Origin of the sequence: Longitalea arenae, assembly GCF_016924755.1 — a bacterium.
Taxonomy (GTDB): Bacteria; Bacteroidota; Bacteroidia; order Chitinophagales; family Chitinophagaceae; genus Niastella; species Niastella arenae.
In genome coordinates this window covers 1-17052 of record NZ_JAFFJX010000003.1, presented here as the reverse complement: position 1 = coordinate 17052, position 17052 = coordinate 1, and the positions used below count along the sequence as shown (strand labels likewise).

General features: G+C 45.2%; 14 protein-coding genes. All 14 read left to right on the top strand.

Annotated elements, in window-relative coordinates; genetic code table 11:
• Positions 1–19 precede the first annotated feature (19 nt).
• Positions 20–778, top strand: coding sequence for a menaquinone biosynthetic enzyme MqnA/MqnD family protein (locus JT717_RS08905; protein WP_240347915.1), 759 nt, complete (start codon positions 20–22; stop codon positions 776–778).
• A gap of 244 nt (positions 779–1022) precedes the next feature.
• Entirely contained in the window at positions 1023–1862 is an 840-nt protein-coding gene (locus tag JT717_RS08900) for a LamG domain-containing protein (RefSeq protein ID WP_205509873.1), read from the top strand.
• 91 nt (positions 1863–1953) lie between these two features.
• Positions 1954–2796 (top strand): LamG domain-containing protein, encoded by an 843-nt coding sequence (locus JT717_RS08895; RefSeq protein WP_205509872.1) that lies wholly within the window; start codon positions 1954–1956, stop codon positions 2794–2796.
• A gap of 205 nt (positions 2797–3001) precedes the next feature.
• Complete coding sequence (gene rfbF, locus JT717_RS08890) at positions 3002–3781, top strand: glucose-1-phosphate cytidylyltransferase (RefSeq protein ID WP_205509871.1); 780 nt, start codon at positions 3002–3004, stop codon at positions 3779–3781.
• Entirely contained in the window at positions 3763–4848 is a 1086-nt protein-coding gene (gene rfbG / locus JT717_RS08885) for a CDP-glucose 4,6-dehydratase (protein WP_205509870.1), read from the top strand. The genes rfbF and rfbG overlap by 19 nt, the downstream gene beginning before the upstream one ends.
• Positions 4845–5390, top strand: a complete 546-nt coding sequence (gene rfbC / locus JT717_RS08880; protein ID WP_205509869.1) for a dTDP-4-dehydrorhamnose 3,5-epimerase — start codon at positions 4845–4847, stop codon at positions 5388–5390. Before rfbG ends, rfbC begins: the two co-directional genes overlap by 4 nt.
• A gap of 2 nt (positions 5391–5392) precedes the next feature.
• Entirely contained in the window at positions 5393–6619 is a 1227-nt protein-coding gene (locus JT717_RS08875) for a class I SAM-dependent methyltransferase (RefSeq protein WP_205509868.1), read from the top strand.
• Positions 6620–6662: 43 nt separating this feature from the next.
• On the top strand, positions 6663–7529 hold the full coding sequence (locus JT717_RS08870) for an NAD-dependent epimerase/dehydratase family protein (RefSeq protein ID WP_205509867.1): 867 nt from the start codon (positions 6663–6665) through the stop codon (positions 7527–7529).
• Positions 7513–8247 carry a cephalosporin hydroxylase family protein gene (locus tag JT717_RS08865; protein WP_205509866.1) on the top strand — a complete coding sequence of 245 codons (735 nt, stop codon included), beginning with the start codon at positions 7513–7515 and terminating at the stop codon, positions 8245–8247. Before JT717_RS08870 ends, JT717_RS08865 begins: the two co-directional genes overlap by 17 nt.
• A 14-nt stretch (positions 8248–8261) precedes the next feature.
• Complete coding sequence (locus JT717_RS08860; RefSeq protein ID WP_205509865.1) at positions 8262–9302, top strand: glycosyltransferase family 2 protein; 1041 nt, start codon at positions 8262–8264, stop codon at positions 9300–9302.
• A 16-nt stretch (positions 9303–9318) separates the two neighbouring features.
• The gene (locus tag JT717_RS08855; protein WP_205509864.1) at positions 9319–10227 is read left to right on the top strand and encodes a glycosyltransferase family 2 protein; all 909 of its coding nucleotides are present in this window, start codon (positions 9319–9321) and stop codon (positions 10225–10227) included.
• A gap of 4 nt (positions 10228–10231) precedes the next feature.
• Positions 10232–11236 (top strand): glycosyltransferase family 2 protein, encoded by a 1005-nt coding sequence (locus JT717_RS08850; protein WP_205509863.1) that lies wholly within the window; start codon positions 10232–10234, stop codon positions 11234–11236.
• Positions 11233–14136, top strand: a complete 2904-nt coding sequence (locus JT717_RS08845) for a sensor histidine kinase (protein WP_205509862.1) — start codon at positions 11233–11235, stop codon at positions 14134–14136. Before JT717_RS08850 ends, JT717_RS08845 begins: the two co-directional genes overlap by 4 nt.
• A gap of 30 nt (positions 14137–14166) precedes the next feature.
• Positions 14167–17052 (top strand): sensor histidine kinase (locus tag JT717_RS08840; RefSeq protein ID WP_205509861.1); only part of this gene is annotated, 2886 nt, incomplete at its 3' end.

Below are 17052 nucleotides of genomic sequence, written 5' to 3'. Positions count from 1 at the left end.
GACCGCAAAATTAAATCAATTGAATAAGATTAAGGTTGGAATTGTTAATTATCTCAATACGAAGCCTTTAATTTATGGAATTCAACGTGCGCCGGTGGCTGATAAAATAGTATTGATAGAAGATTATCCGGCCAATGTGGCTAAGATGCTGGTGGAAGGAACAATTGATGCAGGCCTGGTTCCTGTGGCGGTGATCCCGCGGTTGAAAACGCATCATATTATTACCGATTATTGTATAGGTTGTACAGGGCCGGTGGCTTCTGTAGCTATATTTAGTGAAGTTCCGATAACCAAGATCGAAAAAATACTACTCGACTACCAGAGCCGTACATCGGTAGCACTGGCCAAAGTGTTGTTGCGTAAATACTGGAAGATAACACCGGAGCTGGTAGATACGCGGTCTGACTACCGGGCATCTATCAATGGCACCACCGCAGGGGTGGTCATTGGCGACCGGGCGCTGGAGCAGCGCAAGGTCTCGCCATATATATATGACCTGGGCGAAGCGTGGATCGAAATGACCGGTTTACCATTTGTATTTGCCGCCTGGGTAAGCAATAAAGCGCTACCCGAAGACTTTATAACAGAATTCAACGCAGCCAATCAACTGGGGCTGCAGCATATTGATAGAGCCGTGGCCGAAAATCCATACACGGTATTTGACCTGCATACATATTATACCCAGCATATCAGTTATGAGCTTACGGCTGAAAAAAGAAAGGGGTTGGATACATTTTTGTCTTTTCTTAATGCCGAACGTATTACGCTTCCCGTATAAGGCTGCAGGTCTAATGGTGAATGCTAACTGACGCGCGAGTTTACACAACGCCGAACGCAAATTTCATTTTTGATAGTCTTTTTGCCATCAGTGTGTAGCATTTTAGCCTTTGGTTTTTTACACGCCTATTGCCAATTCTGCACAGTTATCGCCATTATTGACACACTTATCAGTTTTATTTGCATGTGTTCTGGGGTTTATTAGTTTTGCCCGCAATATCCTTTCATTAAACCCTTTAGATAGCATGAAAAAAATAGCGGTAAGTATATTTACCATTGCCATGATCAACATGGTTGCCTGCACAAAAGAATGTGAAGAATGTAAAGAATGCGATCTCGGCAAAGATTCAACCTGCAATACTGATACGATCTACCTTCCACCGCCACCCGATACTTCTTGTAAAACCGATTTGACCAAAGGCCTGCTGGCTTATTATCCTTTCAATGGTAATTTTAATGATGAAAGTGGGAATGGTAATAATGCAACTGCAAAGAACGGGGCTTTTCTTACGACCGATATGGTTGGTAAAGCCAGTAAAGCGGCCGGCTTCGACGGTATCAATGACTATTTGATCGTGCCTGGTAACAGTAAGCTGAATGCAGATACAGTAACGCTGTCTTTCCAGGTAATGGTAAAAACCATTAATCGCAGGCATGTAACGGTGAGCAAAATAAATTTTGCGACCGGACAATCGTTGTCATACGGAATACATAACAGTCAACCATCAGATAATAAATGGAATTTTGGTGTAACTCCCGGAACAGATCCCTGCGCAAAAAACGACCCCTACGATCCTGGTATGGCGAATTATGCCAATCAAACCATGGAAGCGAACAGATGGTATAATGTCATCGCTTCGTTTGCCGGCGGATCGCAAAAACTTTATATCGACGGGGTGCTGCAAGGGACCAAAACAAGGACATTTGCAAACGCCAAAAAATGTGATAATGGCGACCTGATGATCGGCGGATGGTGGAGTAATGACATCGTATCTATAGATGGAAAGATAGATGAAGTACGGCTGTACAAACGCCTGTTAAGCGATTGTGAGATCAAAAAACTGGCAGAACCGTTTGCCGACTAAATAACTATAAATGTCACTTCAAGGGGGCGCCCGTCCGCGGGGGCTTATAGCAAATTCGTCCTAATTCGATTTTTTAATCACATACACTATTATGAAAAAGGTCTCGTTCTTCTTATGTACCCTGCTTGCGCTCGCCGTTCTGGCAGCCTGTGAAAAAGAGTGCGAAGAATGTAAAGAGTGCGATCTTACTAAAGATTCGACATGCAATACTGATACGATCTACATTCCACCGCCACCCGATATTTCTTGCAAGGTGAATCTCTCAAAAGGCCTGCTGGCTTATTATCCTTTCAACGGTAATTTTAATGATGAAAGTGGGAATGGTAACAATGCAACTGCAAAGAACGGGGCGGTGATCACTACCGATTTTCTGGGAAGACCAGGTGGAGCTGCGGGTTTTGATGGCATAAATGACTACTTAATAGTGCCTGGCAGTAGTAAACTGAATGCTGATTCAATAACCGTTTCATTTCAGATCTTCATTAACAATACCAACCGTTATTACGCAGCAATAAGCCGTTTAAATTTTGAAACCGCTCAATCGGCTGTATTTAATGTACATCAGAGCTCTGTAACAGATACTTTCTGGACCTTCAGCGTTCCTCCGGGCACTGATAATTGTACAAGAGTGTATACTACCTACGATTCTTCGATCTATGCTTTTTCAAAAGGTCCAATCAAGGCTGGAAGATGGTATAATATAGTTGTTTCTTTTGCCGGTGGGGTTCAAAAAATATATATCGATGGGGTATTGGAAGCTTCTAAAACAAGACCAGCTTCTTCTGCAAAGAAATGTGATAACGCCGACCTCGTGATCGGAGGACACTGGAAAAACGATATCATGTCGTTGGATGGTAAAATGGATGAAGTGCGGTTATATAACCGGGTGCTGAACGACTGTGAGATAGATAAGCTGGCGCATGCCTGGAAATAACAAAGTCTTCAATACAATTATAACAAGCCCTTTCCCGAAAGGGCTTTCTTTTTTTATTGAATACACCTTGGCTGGATTCATAAAATATTTGATTGTCAGTTAATTAACAACTTGTAGCAGACGCACCCCACCTTAGTAAATTTGGGCCGGTTAATTATGCGATGTAACTGAAATACAGTTAGTTTTGCAGCAATTTCTAAGTGCTATGAAAGTTGTCATATTTGCAGGTGGGTTAGGTACCCGCATCGCGGAGGAAACTGATATCCGTCCAAAACCAATGGTTGAGATCGGGGGAAAACCCATCTTATGGCATATCATGAAAATTTATAGTCATTATGGTTTTGATGATTTTATCATTTGCCTGGGCTATAAAGGATTTCTGATCAAGGAATACTTTATGCAGTATTATCTGCATAATTCCGACATCACCATCGAGCTGGGTAGCAATAAACTAGATGTGCATTACACCAATTCGGAATCTTTTAAAGTAACCCTGATAGACACCGGGCTTCCTACCAAAACAGCCGGCCGCTTGAAGCGTATTCAGAAATATGTAGGCAATGAAGATTTTATGTTGACCTACGGCGATGGCGTTGCTGATGTAAACCTGCCCGAACTGCTGAAATTTCATAGATCGCATGGCAAAATAGCTACGGTTACGGCGATTCAGCCGGAAGCCCGTTTCGGCGGCATGGAGATCGGCGACCAAGGGGTCGTAAGCGTGTTCAAGGAAAAACCGAAAGGGGATGGTAAATGGATCAATGGCGGCTTTTTTGTTTTGCGGCCTGAAGTTTTCAGTTATCTGAAAGACGATGCTGATAATATGATGTGGGAAGACGATCCCATGGAACAATTGTCGAAAGACAAGCAACTGATGGCCTACAAACACCATGGTTTCTGGAAATGTATGGATGCTATGCGCGACAAACTGGAACTGGAATCCTTATGGCAAAAAAATCAGGCAAAATGGAAAATTTGGAAATAGGCCAACACCTTTCCTCCTATTACAGGCATAAAAAGGTATTTATTACAGGGCACACCGGGTTTAAGGGCAGCTGGTTAACGGCTACCCTTCATTTATTTGGAGCCACCGTAAAAGGGTATGCCCTGGCACCTGATTATAAAAATGGCCTGTACGAACTCTTGCAGCCGTATAAAGTAACTCATAGTATAATTGCCGATATCCGCGATAAAGCACGCTTAACAGAAGAGCTGCTGGACTTTCAACCTGATTACGTTTTTCACCTGGCCGCCCAACCACTGGTACGGCGGTCATATGAAATTCCGGCCGAAACTTTTGATGTGAATGTTACGGGTACTGCCAATTTGCTGGAAGCAGTTAACATGTTGCCAGGCAAATGCACTGTCATTGTGATCACGACTGATAAGGTGTACGAGAACCGGGAGAAGGATATCTTATATAACGAAGAAGATGTGTTGGGGGGGTATGATCCCTATAGTGCCAGTAAGGCCTGTGCAGAACTGGTGGTTAATTCATTTCGAAACTCATTTTTCAATCCTGCACAGTTCAATAAACATAAAAAGGCTATCGCCAGTGTAAGGGCGGGAAATGTGATCGGAGGCGGCGATTGGAGCCGCGATCGCATTATACCTGATATAGTACGTGCCCTGCAGCAGGAAAAGACCATTGAGGTTAGAAACCCCAGTGCGGTGCGGCCATGGCAGCATGTGCTGGAGCCGATCGGCGGTTACCTGCTGCTGGCCGGATTGTTGCACGAGCAGCCGCAAAAATATTCAGCAGCTTACAATTTTGGCCCCTTGCCCGATGATCACCTGACGGTGAAGGAACTGGTGCAGTTGGCCATTGCTTCCTGGGGAAGCGGGGAATGGAAAGATGTATCGGACCCTGCTCAGGTGCATGAAGCCGGATTATTGAAACTGGATATTGGCAGGGCCCGTACGATACTGGGCTGGCAACCTTCCTGGAAGGCTACCCAGGCGATACAACATACCATTGACTGGTACAAACAGCCGGTGGCTGTGCAGGCTAAATATGCTTTTCAACAGATCAATTCTTACTTTGGCCTATGAAATTCACTGCAACCTCGTTAGCCGGGAGTTATGTGATTGAGCTGGAGCCGTACAGCGATGAACGCGGCTGGTTTGCCCGTTCTTATTGCGAAAGGGAGTTTACACAGATAGGGCATGTGAAACCCTGGGTCCAGTTGAACCATTCCACTTCTTACAAAAAAGCCACCCTGCGCGGAATGCATTACCAGCTACCGCCATTCAGTGAAATTAAATTGGTGCGTTGTATTGCAGGAGCGGTGTATGACGTAATTGTTGATCTGAGGAAGGATTCGGCTACTTTTTTGCAATGGTTTGGCGTGGAATTATCTGCAAAAAACAAAAGAATGATCTATATACCGGAAGGATTCGCTCATGGTTTTCAGTGTATCACCGACAATTGCGAGTTGATCTACCATCATACTGAATTCTACACACCCAACGCTGAGGGTGGTATCCGGTACAATGATCCGTTGATAAATATAAACTGGCCGCTGCCTGCAGGGGTTATTTCAGAACGCGATGCCAGTCATACGTACCTGACAGCTGAATTTAAAGGAATTTAATTATGCAATGCAGATTTTGTAAAACCGAATTGAAGCATGTTTTTATTGACCTGGTCAACTCACCGGCTTCAAATTCTTTCATAACTGGTGAGCAACTGAATGAGCCAGAAACCTTTTATCCGCTAAAAGTGTATACCTGTCATAACTGTTTTTTGGTACAGGTTGACGAGTATAAAAAATCTGATGCGATCTTCAATAGCGATTACGTATACTTTTCTTCCTATTCCACTACCTGGCTCGCACACGCGCGGGACTATGCCAATAAAATGGTAGAACGGTTTGGTTTTAATACCGGTTCACAAGTAATAGAAATTGCTTCCAATGATGGTTACCTGCTGCAATATTTTCACCAGAAAAACATACCTGTTCTGGGCATTGAGCCAACGGCCAATACGGCGAAGGTGGCGGTAGATAAAGGCATCGAGACCATCGTTGACTTTTTCGGTGTAAAACTGGCTACGGCATTAAAGGTCCAAGGCCGGCAGGCCGATCTGCTGCTGGGGAACAATGTACTGGCACATGTGCCCGATATCGTGGATTTTGTAAAAGGATTGAAGCTGGCCTTAAAACCCCAGGGAGTTATTACCATGGAGTTTCCGCATCTGATGCAGCTCGTGGAGAATAACCAGTTTGATACTATTTACCATGAACACTTTTCCTACCTGTCATTCGGAACGGTAAAAAACATATTCGCCGCACAGGGGCTTGAACTCTTCGATGTGGAGGAATTGCCAACGCATGGCGGTTCCCTGCGCATTTACGGAAAGCATGCAGAAGATGCAAGCAAAACTATCAGTCCTGCTGTTGGGCGCCTGTTGCAAAAAGAAGAAGGCAAGGGTATGAATGGCCTCGACTGGTATAGCCATTTCCAGCAAAAAGCATTGCAGGTGAAACTCGACCTGATTCAAAAACTGATCCATTTAAAGCGGGAGAATGCTACCGTGGCCGCTTATGGCGCTGCAGCCAAAGGCAATACCCTGCTCAACTACTGCGGTATTAAAAATGACCTGATTGATTTTGTGGTAGACGCCAATCCGCATAAACAGGGCAAATATCTTCCAGCCAGTCATATACCGGTGGTAAATGAAGCACATTTAAAACAGGTAAAACCCCAGTATGTGATCATTTTACCCTGGAATTTGAAGGAAGAGATCACCAGGCAACTGGCTTATATTAAAGAATGGGGAGGCCGCTTTATCATTCCGGTTCCGCAACTGGAGGTAATATAATGGCTGAAAACAGGTTCACAGTGGGTTGACGAAAAAAAGAGCTATGAAGAAAGTATTGGTCACCGGTGCAACAGGGTTTATTGGTAACTATGTCATACAAGAACTGCTGCAAGTAAATTGTACGGTGCTGGCGAGTTCTTTGCGGCCCGAAAAAGCCAGTAGTTTCTCCTGGTTCAGCCGGATACAATACTTTCCCTTTGCGCTCGAAGACCTGGATACCGGTATTGACTATTACCGTTTTTTTGGGGAGCCAGATCTTGTGATACATCTGGCCTGGGAAGGATTACCCAATTACAAGGCCAGTTTTCATACGGAAGTAAATTTGCCGCGTCATTTTGCCTTCCTGCAAAACCTGGTGCAACATGGCCTTACTGATCTGGTGGTTACAGGAACCTGTTTTGAATACGGAATGCAGGAAGGTTGTTTGCGTGAAGATATGCCTGTGTTTCCTGATAATGCATATGCCCAGGCAAAGAATGAGTTGAGGCTGCAACTGCAGCAGTTGCAACAGCAAACCCCTTTTGTACTAAAATGGATCCGGCTATTTTATATGTATGGGAAAGGGCAAAGTGCGAAATCCTTACTTTCGCAGCTGGACGCAGCACTGGATGCCCATGAGCCGGTATTTAACATGAGTGGAGGCGAGCAGGTACGCGATTACCTGCCGGTAGAAAAAGTGGCTGAATACATTGTACGCATCGCCTTGCAAAAAGCGGTTACCGGGGTGATAAATTGCTGTAGTGGAAAGCCGGTCACTATAAAGGATCTTGTAAATGATTACCTGGCCCAAAAGAAACAGACCATTGCGCTGAACCTGGGGTATTATCCGTATCCTGATTATGAGCCAATGCGTTTCTGGGGTGATGATACCAAATTAAAAACAATTCTACAATATGAACGACCCAATTAAAGCGTTTGTTGAAGAGCGAAAGAACCGTGTAGCCGAAAATGCAAATAATACCTCGCTGCGCAAAGCCGCCCAGGCTTTTAATGAGACCTCCAATACTGCACAATATTCCTATAATTTTTCGTGGATGGGCAGGCCTATCATACAATACCCACAGGATATGATCGCCATGCAGGAGATCATCTGGCAGTTGAAGCCCGATCTCATTATTGAGACAGGTATTGCGCATGGTGGTTCATTAATATATTATGCGTCGTTACTGGAACTGATCGGCAAGGGTGAAGTGCTGGGTATCGACATTGACATCCGCGAACACAATCGCAGGGAAATTGAAAGTCACCCCATGTTTAAGCGCATCAAAATGTTGCAGGGGTCTTCGGTAAGCAGGGAAATGGCAGAACAGGTGGCGCAATATGCTGCCGGCAAGCAAACCGTACTGGTTGCCCTCGATTCTAATCATACGGAAGAACATGTATTGCAGGAACTGGAATTATATGCTCCGCTGGTCACTAAAGGATCTTACATTGTGGTGTTCGATACCATTGTAGAAGATATGCCTTCAGGCTATTTGCCAGGCCGGCCCTGGGGACCCGGGGATAATCCGAAAACAGCGGTGTGGAAATTCATTAAGAACCATCCAGAGTTCCAGATCGACGAAAGCATCGACAATAAATTATTGATAAGCGTAGCCCCGCAGGGCTATCTAAAGCGAATTGGCTAATTACCGGTCATTCTATGGAAAATACTAACAGGGAACCGTTGATCAGTTTTTGCATGACAACGTATAAGCGTCCCGATTTTCTGCAAAAACAGTTGTCATTATTACTTACGCAAACATATACCTCTTTTGAAGTGGTGGTTTGTGATAACGATACGGAAGGCAGTGCCCGGGATGTAGTGACCGGCATGAACGATGCCCGGTTCCGTTATTACTGTAATGGTGCAAATCTGGGCATGATAAAAAGTTTCAACAACAGTTTGCAGCATGCGAAGGGAGATTATGTGGTAATGCTTACTGACGATGACCCGGTGTACCCCAACATGCTGCAGGTGCTGGTAGCCTTGTCTCAAGACCATCCTGGTTATGGTGCTTATTATGGCAGTCACGATACCTATTACAGCAAGCTGTTGTTGGCAAAGGTATCTAAGGGAAAAGTAGGGGTGAACAGCAGCCTTGCAGACCTGGAGATCGGCACTGTGCGGCAGTTTTCGGCTGAAGCTTTTCCCAACGCCTTTATGAAAGAAGACTTTGGCGGCGGTATTCTGTGGTCGGTAGGTATGGTGAAAAGGGATATAGCTTTAGCCATTGGTGGTGTGCCTGATTTTGGCTCACCGTTCATGGCCGATTGCAGCTATGTATTGCTGGCAGGCGCTCAATCGGGAATGGTGGTCATTAACCAGGCGCTGGGTCAGCAGGTGATCCATGGCGATAACTTTGGGTATGCCGGCGGTAACTACCAAAGCCTCGTAAATGCGCCCGAAGGTTTTGTTAACTATACATTGGATAAACTGCAGCCATCGGGCAACCGGCAACAGTTGAAGGAAGCGCTCGAAGAGTATGTGGGCAAAACGCTGGTAGTATATTTTGTTTTTATAAAAAAGATGATCGTCTCCACCAAGAACAGGAACGAAAGTTTTGAGCAATGTATGGAAGCAATCTTTAAACTTCCATACATGAAGCGGTGGAAACGCAAGTATCATATCGCTGTACACTATCCCGGATCCTTTCAATTGCTGGTTCAGTTTAAACAGTTGCTTTTTAAACGAAATCAATAGTAACAAAATTACACCGATGCAAGGTCCATTGATTTCAGTAATAACAGTGGTTTACAACGGCGCCCGCACGCTGGAAGCAACAATTGAAAGTGTTGTTACACAAACTTACCCGAATATTGAATTTATTATAGTAGATGGCGGCTCAAAAGATGAAACGCTCTCCATTATTAAAAAGTACCAAAGTAGAATAACCCGCTGGATAAGTGAAAAAGATGAAGGCATTTATGATGCCATGAACAAGGGCATCGATATGGCGAAGGGTGACTATCTCATTTTCATGGGTAGTGATGATGTCTTTTATACCAAGGAGGCAGTAGCTGAGGTGTTTGCACAGGAAGCCGCATGCCGGGCCGACCTGGTATACGGCAACGTAAAAAGCGATTCGTTTCAGGGTGTGTATGACGGGAGGTTCGATCTTACCAAACTGCTGGATCACAATATTTGTCACCAGGCTATATTCTACCGGAAAGAATTGTTTCAGCAATTAGGAAAATACAACAAGAAATACAAAGCCCTGGCTGACTGGGAATTCAACATCCGTTGTTTTTTACAGCCCGGGATCAGGCTGCAGTTTGTTGACCAGGTGATAGCGCAATTTGGAGTAGGGGGTGTTAGCGCACAGCATGATCCGCAGTTTCTGCGGGATATCATTATACCGGAGAAATTGCGATTACTGAATGAAAAGGTTATCCGTTTGGTCTGGCCCGCGCAATATGACGGGTGGTGGCGGCTGATCCGAAATGCAGCCATCCGGACAGAAGCCGAGTTCAATGCCTGTACGCGGCAGCAACCGGTACCAAAAGCATTGCGTCAAATGGTCCGGTTTCAACAGGGGATGAGTCCCGCTTTATTGCAACCGGGTATCCGGTCAAAAATATCAATGATGATTTCTTATATAAAGGCATTGATCAGTTTTTCGTTATAAGCCTATGAACCTGTCGGTTATAATAGTTAATTACAAAACGCCGCAATTACTAAGCGATTGCCTGGCAACGCTTTTTGCATGGGAACCGCAGGTGCCCCTGGAAGTTATTGTAGTTGACAATGCCTCCGGTGACAATAGCCGGGAAATAATAACAAAAGCTTATCCGGGCGTTAAATGGATCCAGCTATCGTATAATGCCGGTTTTGCCCGGGCAAACAATGAAGGCATCAGGCAATCGACCGGTGATACGGTATTGCTGCTGAATTCCGATACCCTTATAGAAGATAATGCCGTTGAAAAATGTTACCGGCAGTTCCTGGCCGACGAATATGTGGCTTGTGGCGTTCAGTTGTTAAATGCCGACCGTACACCGCAGATCTCCGGCAACTATTTTATGACCGGTGGATTGAATTACCTCCTCCCATTGCCTTACCTCGGCCAGTTCATCAAATGGCTGGGTAACCTGGCAAAGGTCGAAAAACCGAATGTGCCCGATTCGAGTAACCTGGTGGAAGTGGATTGGGTGAATGGCGCTTTTTTAATGGTTAAAAAAACAGTTATTGAAAAAGCTGGCTTGCTCGACGAAGATTTTTTCCTGTATGCGGAAGAGGCTGAATGGTGCAGCCGGTTAAGGAAATATGGAAAATTATGTATTTACGGACAATTCAAAGTGATCCACCTGCAGGGAGAATCGGCGAATACTGCATTCAGTTCCAGTGGCAAAGGTTATACTAACCTGTTCGATAGGAAAGGATTGCAGATCATGATCTCGAACATGGTGCGCATCCGTAAACAGTTTGGCGCCGGCTGGTTCCTGTTCCAACTGGCAGCTTATACCTTCAATATTCTGCTTTTCTTTATTTGCAGTTTTTTTGATAACCTCTTTCATGGGCGGAACCCGTTCAGGGCTTTTCCCTGGGCCGCCCGCTTTGCCGGCAATGTATTCAGGTGTTGGCGTTATGTACCTGTAATATTATCGAATAAGCCTTACTTTTATAAGGTATTATGAACCGGTTTAAAGCTGCTATCTGCTGTTTACTCCTTTTCCCACTTTTTATATTCTGCCAGGAGTATGGCTACACGCATTATACCAACAGGGATGGACTTTCCGGTTCTACCGTATACTGCATGACGCAGGATAAGGATGGTTTTTTATGGTTTGGTACCGAAGTGGGGCTAAGCCGCTTCGATGGCACCCATTTTAAGACCTTCACCCGGGAAGACGGTTTACCAGATAATGAGGTGATACAATTATTTGCCGACTCCAAAGGCCGGATCTGGATCTCCCCATTTAACAAGTCGGTTTGTTATTATTATAAAGGGAAGATACATACACCAGACAATGACCCGGTATTAAAGCAGTTCCGTATTGATGATTATGTGACCAGGTTTGCCGAAGATAATGCCGGCAATATGCTGATGCATGAGTTAAGAAAATTGCATTTGCTTAAAGCAGACGGTAGTGTTTCGGTGATCGACAGCATTAATGGAACACCTATACATGCCATAAACGGTATCCATGCCCGTACCGGCGGTGGTTTTGTTGTAGTCGATCGCGACAAGGTGTTTGAGTTTTATAATAACCATTTCTACCTGAAAAAATCGGTGCGATCCTATACCAGTCATTACCGGTCTATGACGATTGATGCCCGTAAACTGGTTTGGCGCAAGGACTCCCTGGTATCAGCAGTGACTTACCACGACAGTGACAGGCATATAAACTTTCCGTTCAACCTGCTGCATATGAACTTCAACATCCTCGACGATGACCATGTGGTGGAATGTACCCGCAACGGCGTATTTGTTTATAATTTGACCGGTACTGACAGCAGCAGGCATTATTTGCCGGGCGTACCTGTTAGTAATACCCTCAAAGACCGGGAAGGCAATATCTGGTTCAGCACGATGGGACATGGCGTTTATAAACTCAGCACCCCTTATGTTTTGAACGTAAAATTCACCAATAATACACAGCCCAATCAGGTGTTTGCATTTTGCCCTTATAAGGATAATATCCTGGTTTCAACAGAAATAAATATCATATATAAGCTGAACCGGAGAACGGGGAACCTGGAAAGAAATGAGATCGTACTGATGAAGGAAAAAGGCTTTAACCCAATCCTTGACTTCTTTATTTACAAGAACAAATATTCCATACAGGCTACCAGTGCGGCGTTGATACGCGCAGGGCTCGATTTTCAGTGGAGTGGTTACCGGCAGGTATATCCTTTAGCGTTAAAATCGATATCACAGGATGGAGGCAAGGTATATGTTTCTACAAAAGACAATGTTTTTGTGATTGATATCGGTAACTGGATGATAACAGATACTATTTGGCGTCAACGGTCAACAGCGGTATTTGCCAGTAATGATACTGCCTACATTGGTACCCTCTATGGACTGTATTGCAGTTTCCCCAATCGCTCGATTCAATATCTTGGCGAAAAAAGCCCGCTATTAAGAGCCCGTGTGACCTGCATAAAAAAAGACGCTTTCGGCGTTGTTTGGGTGGGCACCTATGGCGATGGGATAATAGGATATAAAGACGGTCGGGTGGTTGCTGAAATAACCCGCCGCAAAAATGGTTTAACCAGTAATGTTTGCCGCACCTTTTATATCTGTGGGAACCAGTTGTGGGTAGGTACCGATAAAGGCATTAACAAAATAAATGTGCTGCACCCCGAGAATCCTGTCACCAAGTACACGACCGGCGATGGCCTGTCTTCTGATATCATTAACGCCCTTTATGTCGACAGTAATAAAGTATTTGTAGGTACGCCCGAAGGTGTTACTTTTTTCGATGAGGAGAAACTGATCAGCCAGTCGCGTTGCGACCTCTTGTTCACCGATATTACCGTGGGCGCTAATTCCTGGGCTTATGACAGCATACCGGCTGTGATTGCCCATGATCAAAATAGTGTACGCTTTGATTACGTGGGCATTTCCTATAAATCAGGTGGTGATATCCGCTACCGTTACCGGTTACTGGGCCTGGATAGCAACTGGCAGGAAACACGGGAGACCTTTTTGAATTACCCGGCCCTGCCTTCGGGCGATTACCAGCTCCAGCTGCAGGCTATCAATAAATTTGATAAAGCCAGTAAATTAATTACCGCCCGCTTCACTATTGATAAGTTATTATACGAAAAGACCTGGTTCCGCCTGCTGGCCGTTTTGTTGTTCCTGGGAGCGGCGGGTTTACTGGTATGGCTATACGTGCAGCGTATTCGAAAGCGGGAATCGGAAAAGGCGGCGATCATTAAACGCATCAATGAACTGGAGCAGTTGTCGCGCAAGGCGCAAATGAACCCGCATTTTATTTTCAATAGTTTGAACTCCATTCAGCAGTTCGTGATGGATGCCGATGTGATCGGCGCCAATAAATTCATTTCCGGGTTTTCGCGGCTGATCAGGCAAACGCTTGATTTTTCTTCCAAACCGGAGATCAGTATGGAAGAGGAGCTGGATTATTTAACCAATTACCTGGAACTGGAAAAGAACCGGCTGGAAGGGGCTTTTTCCTGGTCGGTGTCTATTGAGCAGGGCGTAAACCCGGCCGATTACTATATTCCGCCAATGATCCTGCAACCCTTTGTGGAGAACAGTGTACGGCATGGACTGCGTTACCGGCGCGACAAAAATGGGGTGGTGTCTATCCATTTGAAACGGGAAGGCGATGAGTTGGTCTGTATCCTGCAAGACAATGGGATTGGCAGAAAAGCGGCTATGCGGTATAAAGGCGTTTCTCCCATCAATTACCAGTCGAAGGGCATGTCATTAACGGCCGACAGGATAGCCATGTACAATACAGAACATGCACAAAAAATCACGATGCAGATCGATGACTTGGAAGACGAGCAGCAAGAGGCGCTCGGTACCCGGGTGACTATCAGATTTCCGGTCCATTGATCTGTTGATTATATTATTTTTATCAGTACTATGAAATGGTTTAACGTCACTTTGCTTTTGTTATTATGTCAGCTTCTTACTTACTGTCAGGAGCACAGTTATTCACATTACGACAGCAAAGATGGCCTGGGTAGTTCTACGGTTTATTGTATGGCCCAGGACAGGGACGGGTTCATGTGGTTTGGCACAGAAACGGGATTAACGCAGTTTGACGGCACGCATTTCAAAAATTTTACGCAGGAAGACGGATTGCCTGATAACGAGATCATTCAACTATTTGCCGATTCAAAGGGACGCGTATGGTTCACTCCATTTAGAAAAACGGTATGTTATTATTATAAAGGAAAGATCTATAACAGCCAGAACGATCCCATGCTTCGGCAGCTGCACCTGAACGACAATGTGATCCAGTTTGCCGAGGACGACCAGGGAAATATCCTGTTAAAAGAAATTAACTGTTTGCACCTGATAGAAGCAGACGGGGCAGTGCATACCATTTTAACCAATAATGGCCGGAAATTAGGGTATATTACTTTGATCGCCGGCCGAAAAGAAGGCGGGTTTTGGGTAATTGAAGATGACCGCATCTACATATATAACAAAGGCCGGTTCACCTTGTGGAAGACCATTGAATACAGGCTGAAGCATTTTAATTACGCAGCTTTTGGCAGCCAAAACCTATTCTGGCGAATGAACGAGTGGTCTTACAATGCATTGTCAATGGCGAACCACAGGATCCGCCGTTTCGAGTATTTGCCAAAGGATGAACATATTAATTTAGCGGTAATCGATGATCGTTATATAGCGCAATGTTTGCAGGTAGGTGCCAGGGTGTTTGATCTGGAAAAAGACGGCGAAGTAAAACATTACCTGCCAGGAATACCGGTATGTAATATATTTAAGGATTCAGAAGGAAACTGGTGGTTTGCTACCCTGGGCAGCGGAGTTTACCGGTTAAATTCGGCGGTTGTATTGAACGTACGGCATACGATCAGGAAAGTGCCTGAATCGGTGCCTGTTCGATTGCGCACCGATGAATGGCTGTGGGCACAGGATATTATGGGCATCATCATGAAAAATGCAGGTGTTGACCACATCAGGGATTTGCCAGACTTCTCGTGGTACAACGCTGCTCCCATGATCCACCTGGCAACAGTGGCAGACAATAATATTATACTTGGCTCCAAGTCCTATTTGATGAAAGTGGATTCCGGCTTCAGGCAGTTCAGTAATGAAATAAAGTTTTTGGTAGTGAAAGCATTGTGCCGGCATAATGATATGGTATTGGTAGCTTCAGAAAAGAATGTGCTGATAATAGATCCAAGATCCTTTAAAATAGTAGATACAGTTTGGCACGAACGGGCGACCTGCCTGTTCTCGAATAAGGATACAATCTATATCGGTACTTTGAATGGTTTGTACCAGGTTACCCCAAACCGGCAAGTGCGTTACCTGGGTCAAAAGATAAAGGCCCTGCAAAACCGGATTGTTGCCGTACGGCAAGACGCCAATCATGTTATATGGGTGGCCACCTCCGGTTCCGGAGTAATCGGGTGGCGTAACAACGAGGTGGTTGCCAATATTACCCGGCGGCATGGGCTTACGAGCAATATATGCCGCTCTCTGTTCTATGAGAAAGGCACATTATGGGTAGGTACCGATAAAGGCCTGAACAAAGTGAATATGATGCGCTCCCATTACCCTACGGTTAAGTATACCTATAGCGATGGTTTGGCCTCTGATATTATAAACAGCATATATGTACTGAATAAAAAGGTATTTGTAAGCACTCCCGAATGGCTCAGCTTCTTCGATGAAGACAAGATCGGTAATAATTCGCGTTGCGACCTCTTGTTCACCGATATTACCGTGGGCGCTAATTCCTGGGCTTATGACAGCATACCGGCTGTGATTGCCCATGATCAAAATAGTGTACGCTTCGATTACGTGGGTATTTCCTATAAATCAGGTGGTGATATCCGCTACCGTTACCGGTTACTGGGCCTGGATAGCAACTGGCAGGAAACACGGGAGACGTTTTTGAATTACCCGGCCCTGCCTTCGGGCGATTACCAGCTCCAGCTGCAGGCTATCAATAAATTTGATAAAGCCAGTAAATTAATTACCGCCCGCTTCACTATTGATAAGTTATTATACGAAAAGACCTGGTTCCGCCTGCTGGCCGTTTTGTTGTTCCTGGGAGCGGCGGGTTTACTGGTATGGCTATACGTGCAGCGTATTCGAAAGCGGGAATCGGAAAAGGCGGCGATCATTAAACGCATCAATGAACTGGAGCAGTTGTCGCGCAAGGCGCAAATGAACCCGCATTTTATTTTCAATAGTTTGAACTCCATTCAGCAGTTCGTGATGGATGCCGATGTGATCGGCGCCAATAAATTCATTTCCGGGTTTTCGCGGCTGATCAGGCAAACGCTTGATTTTTCTTCCAAACCGGAGATCAGTATGGAAGAGGAGCTGGATTATTTAACCAATTACCTGGAACTGGAAAAGAACCGGCTGGAAGGGGCTTTTTCCTGGTCGGTGTCTATTGAGCAGGGCGTAAACCCGGCCGATTACTATATTCCGCCAATGATCCTGCAACCCTTTGTGGAGAACAGTGTACGGCATGGACTGCGTTACCGGCGCGACAAAAATGGGGTGGTGTCTATCCATTTGAAACGGGAAGGCGATGAGTTGGTCTGTATCCTGCAAGACAATGGGATTGGCAGAAAAGCGGCTATGCGGTATAAAGGCGTTTCTCCCATCAATTACCAGTCGAAGGGCATGTCATTAACGGCCGACAGGATAGCCATGTACAATACAGAACATGCACAAAAAATCACGATGCAGATCGATGACTTGGAAGACGAGCAGCAAGAGGCGCTCGGTACCCGGGTGACTATCAGATTTCCGGTC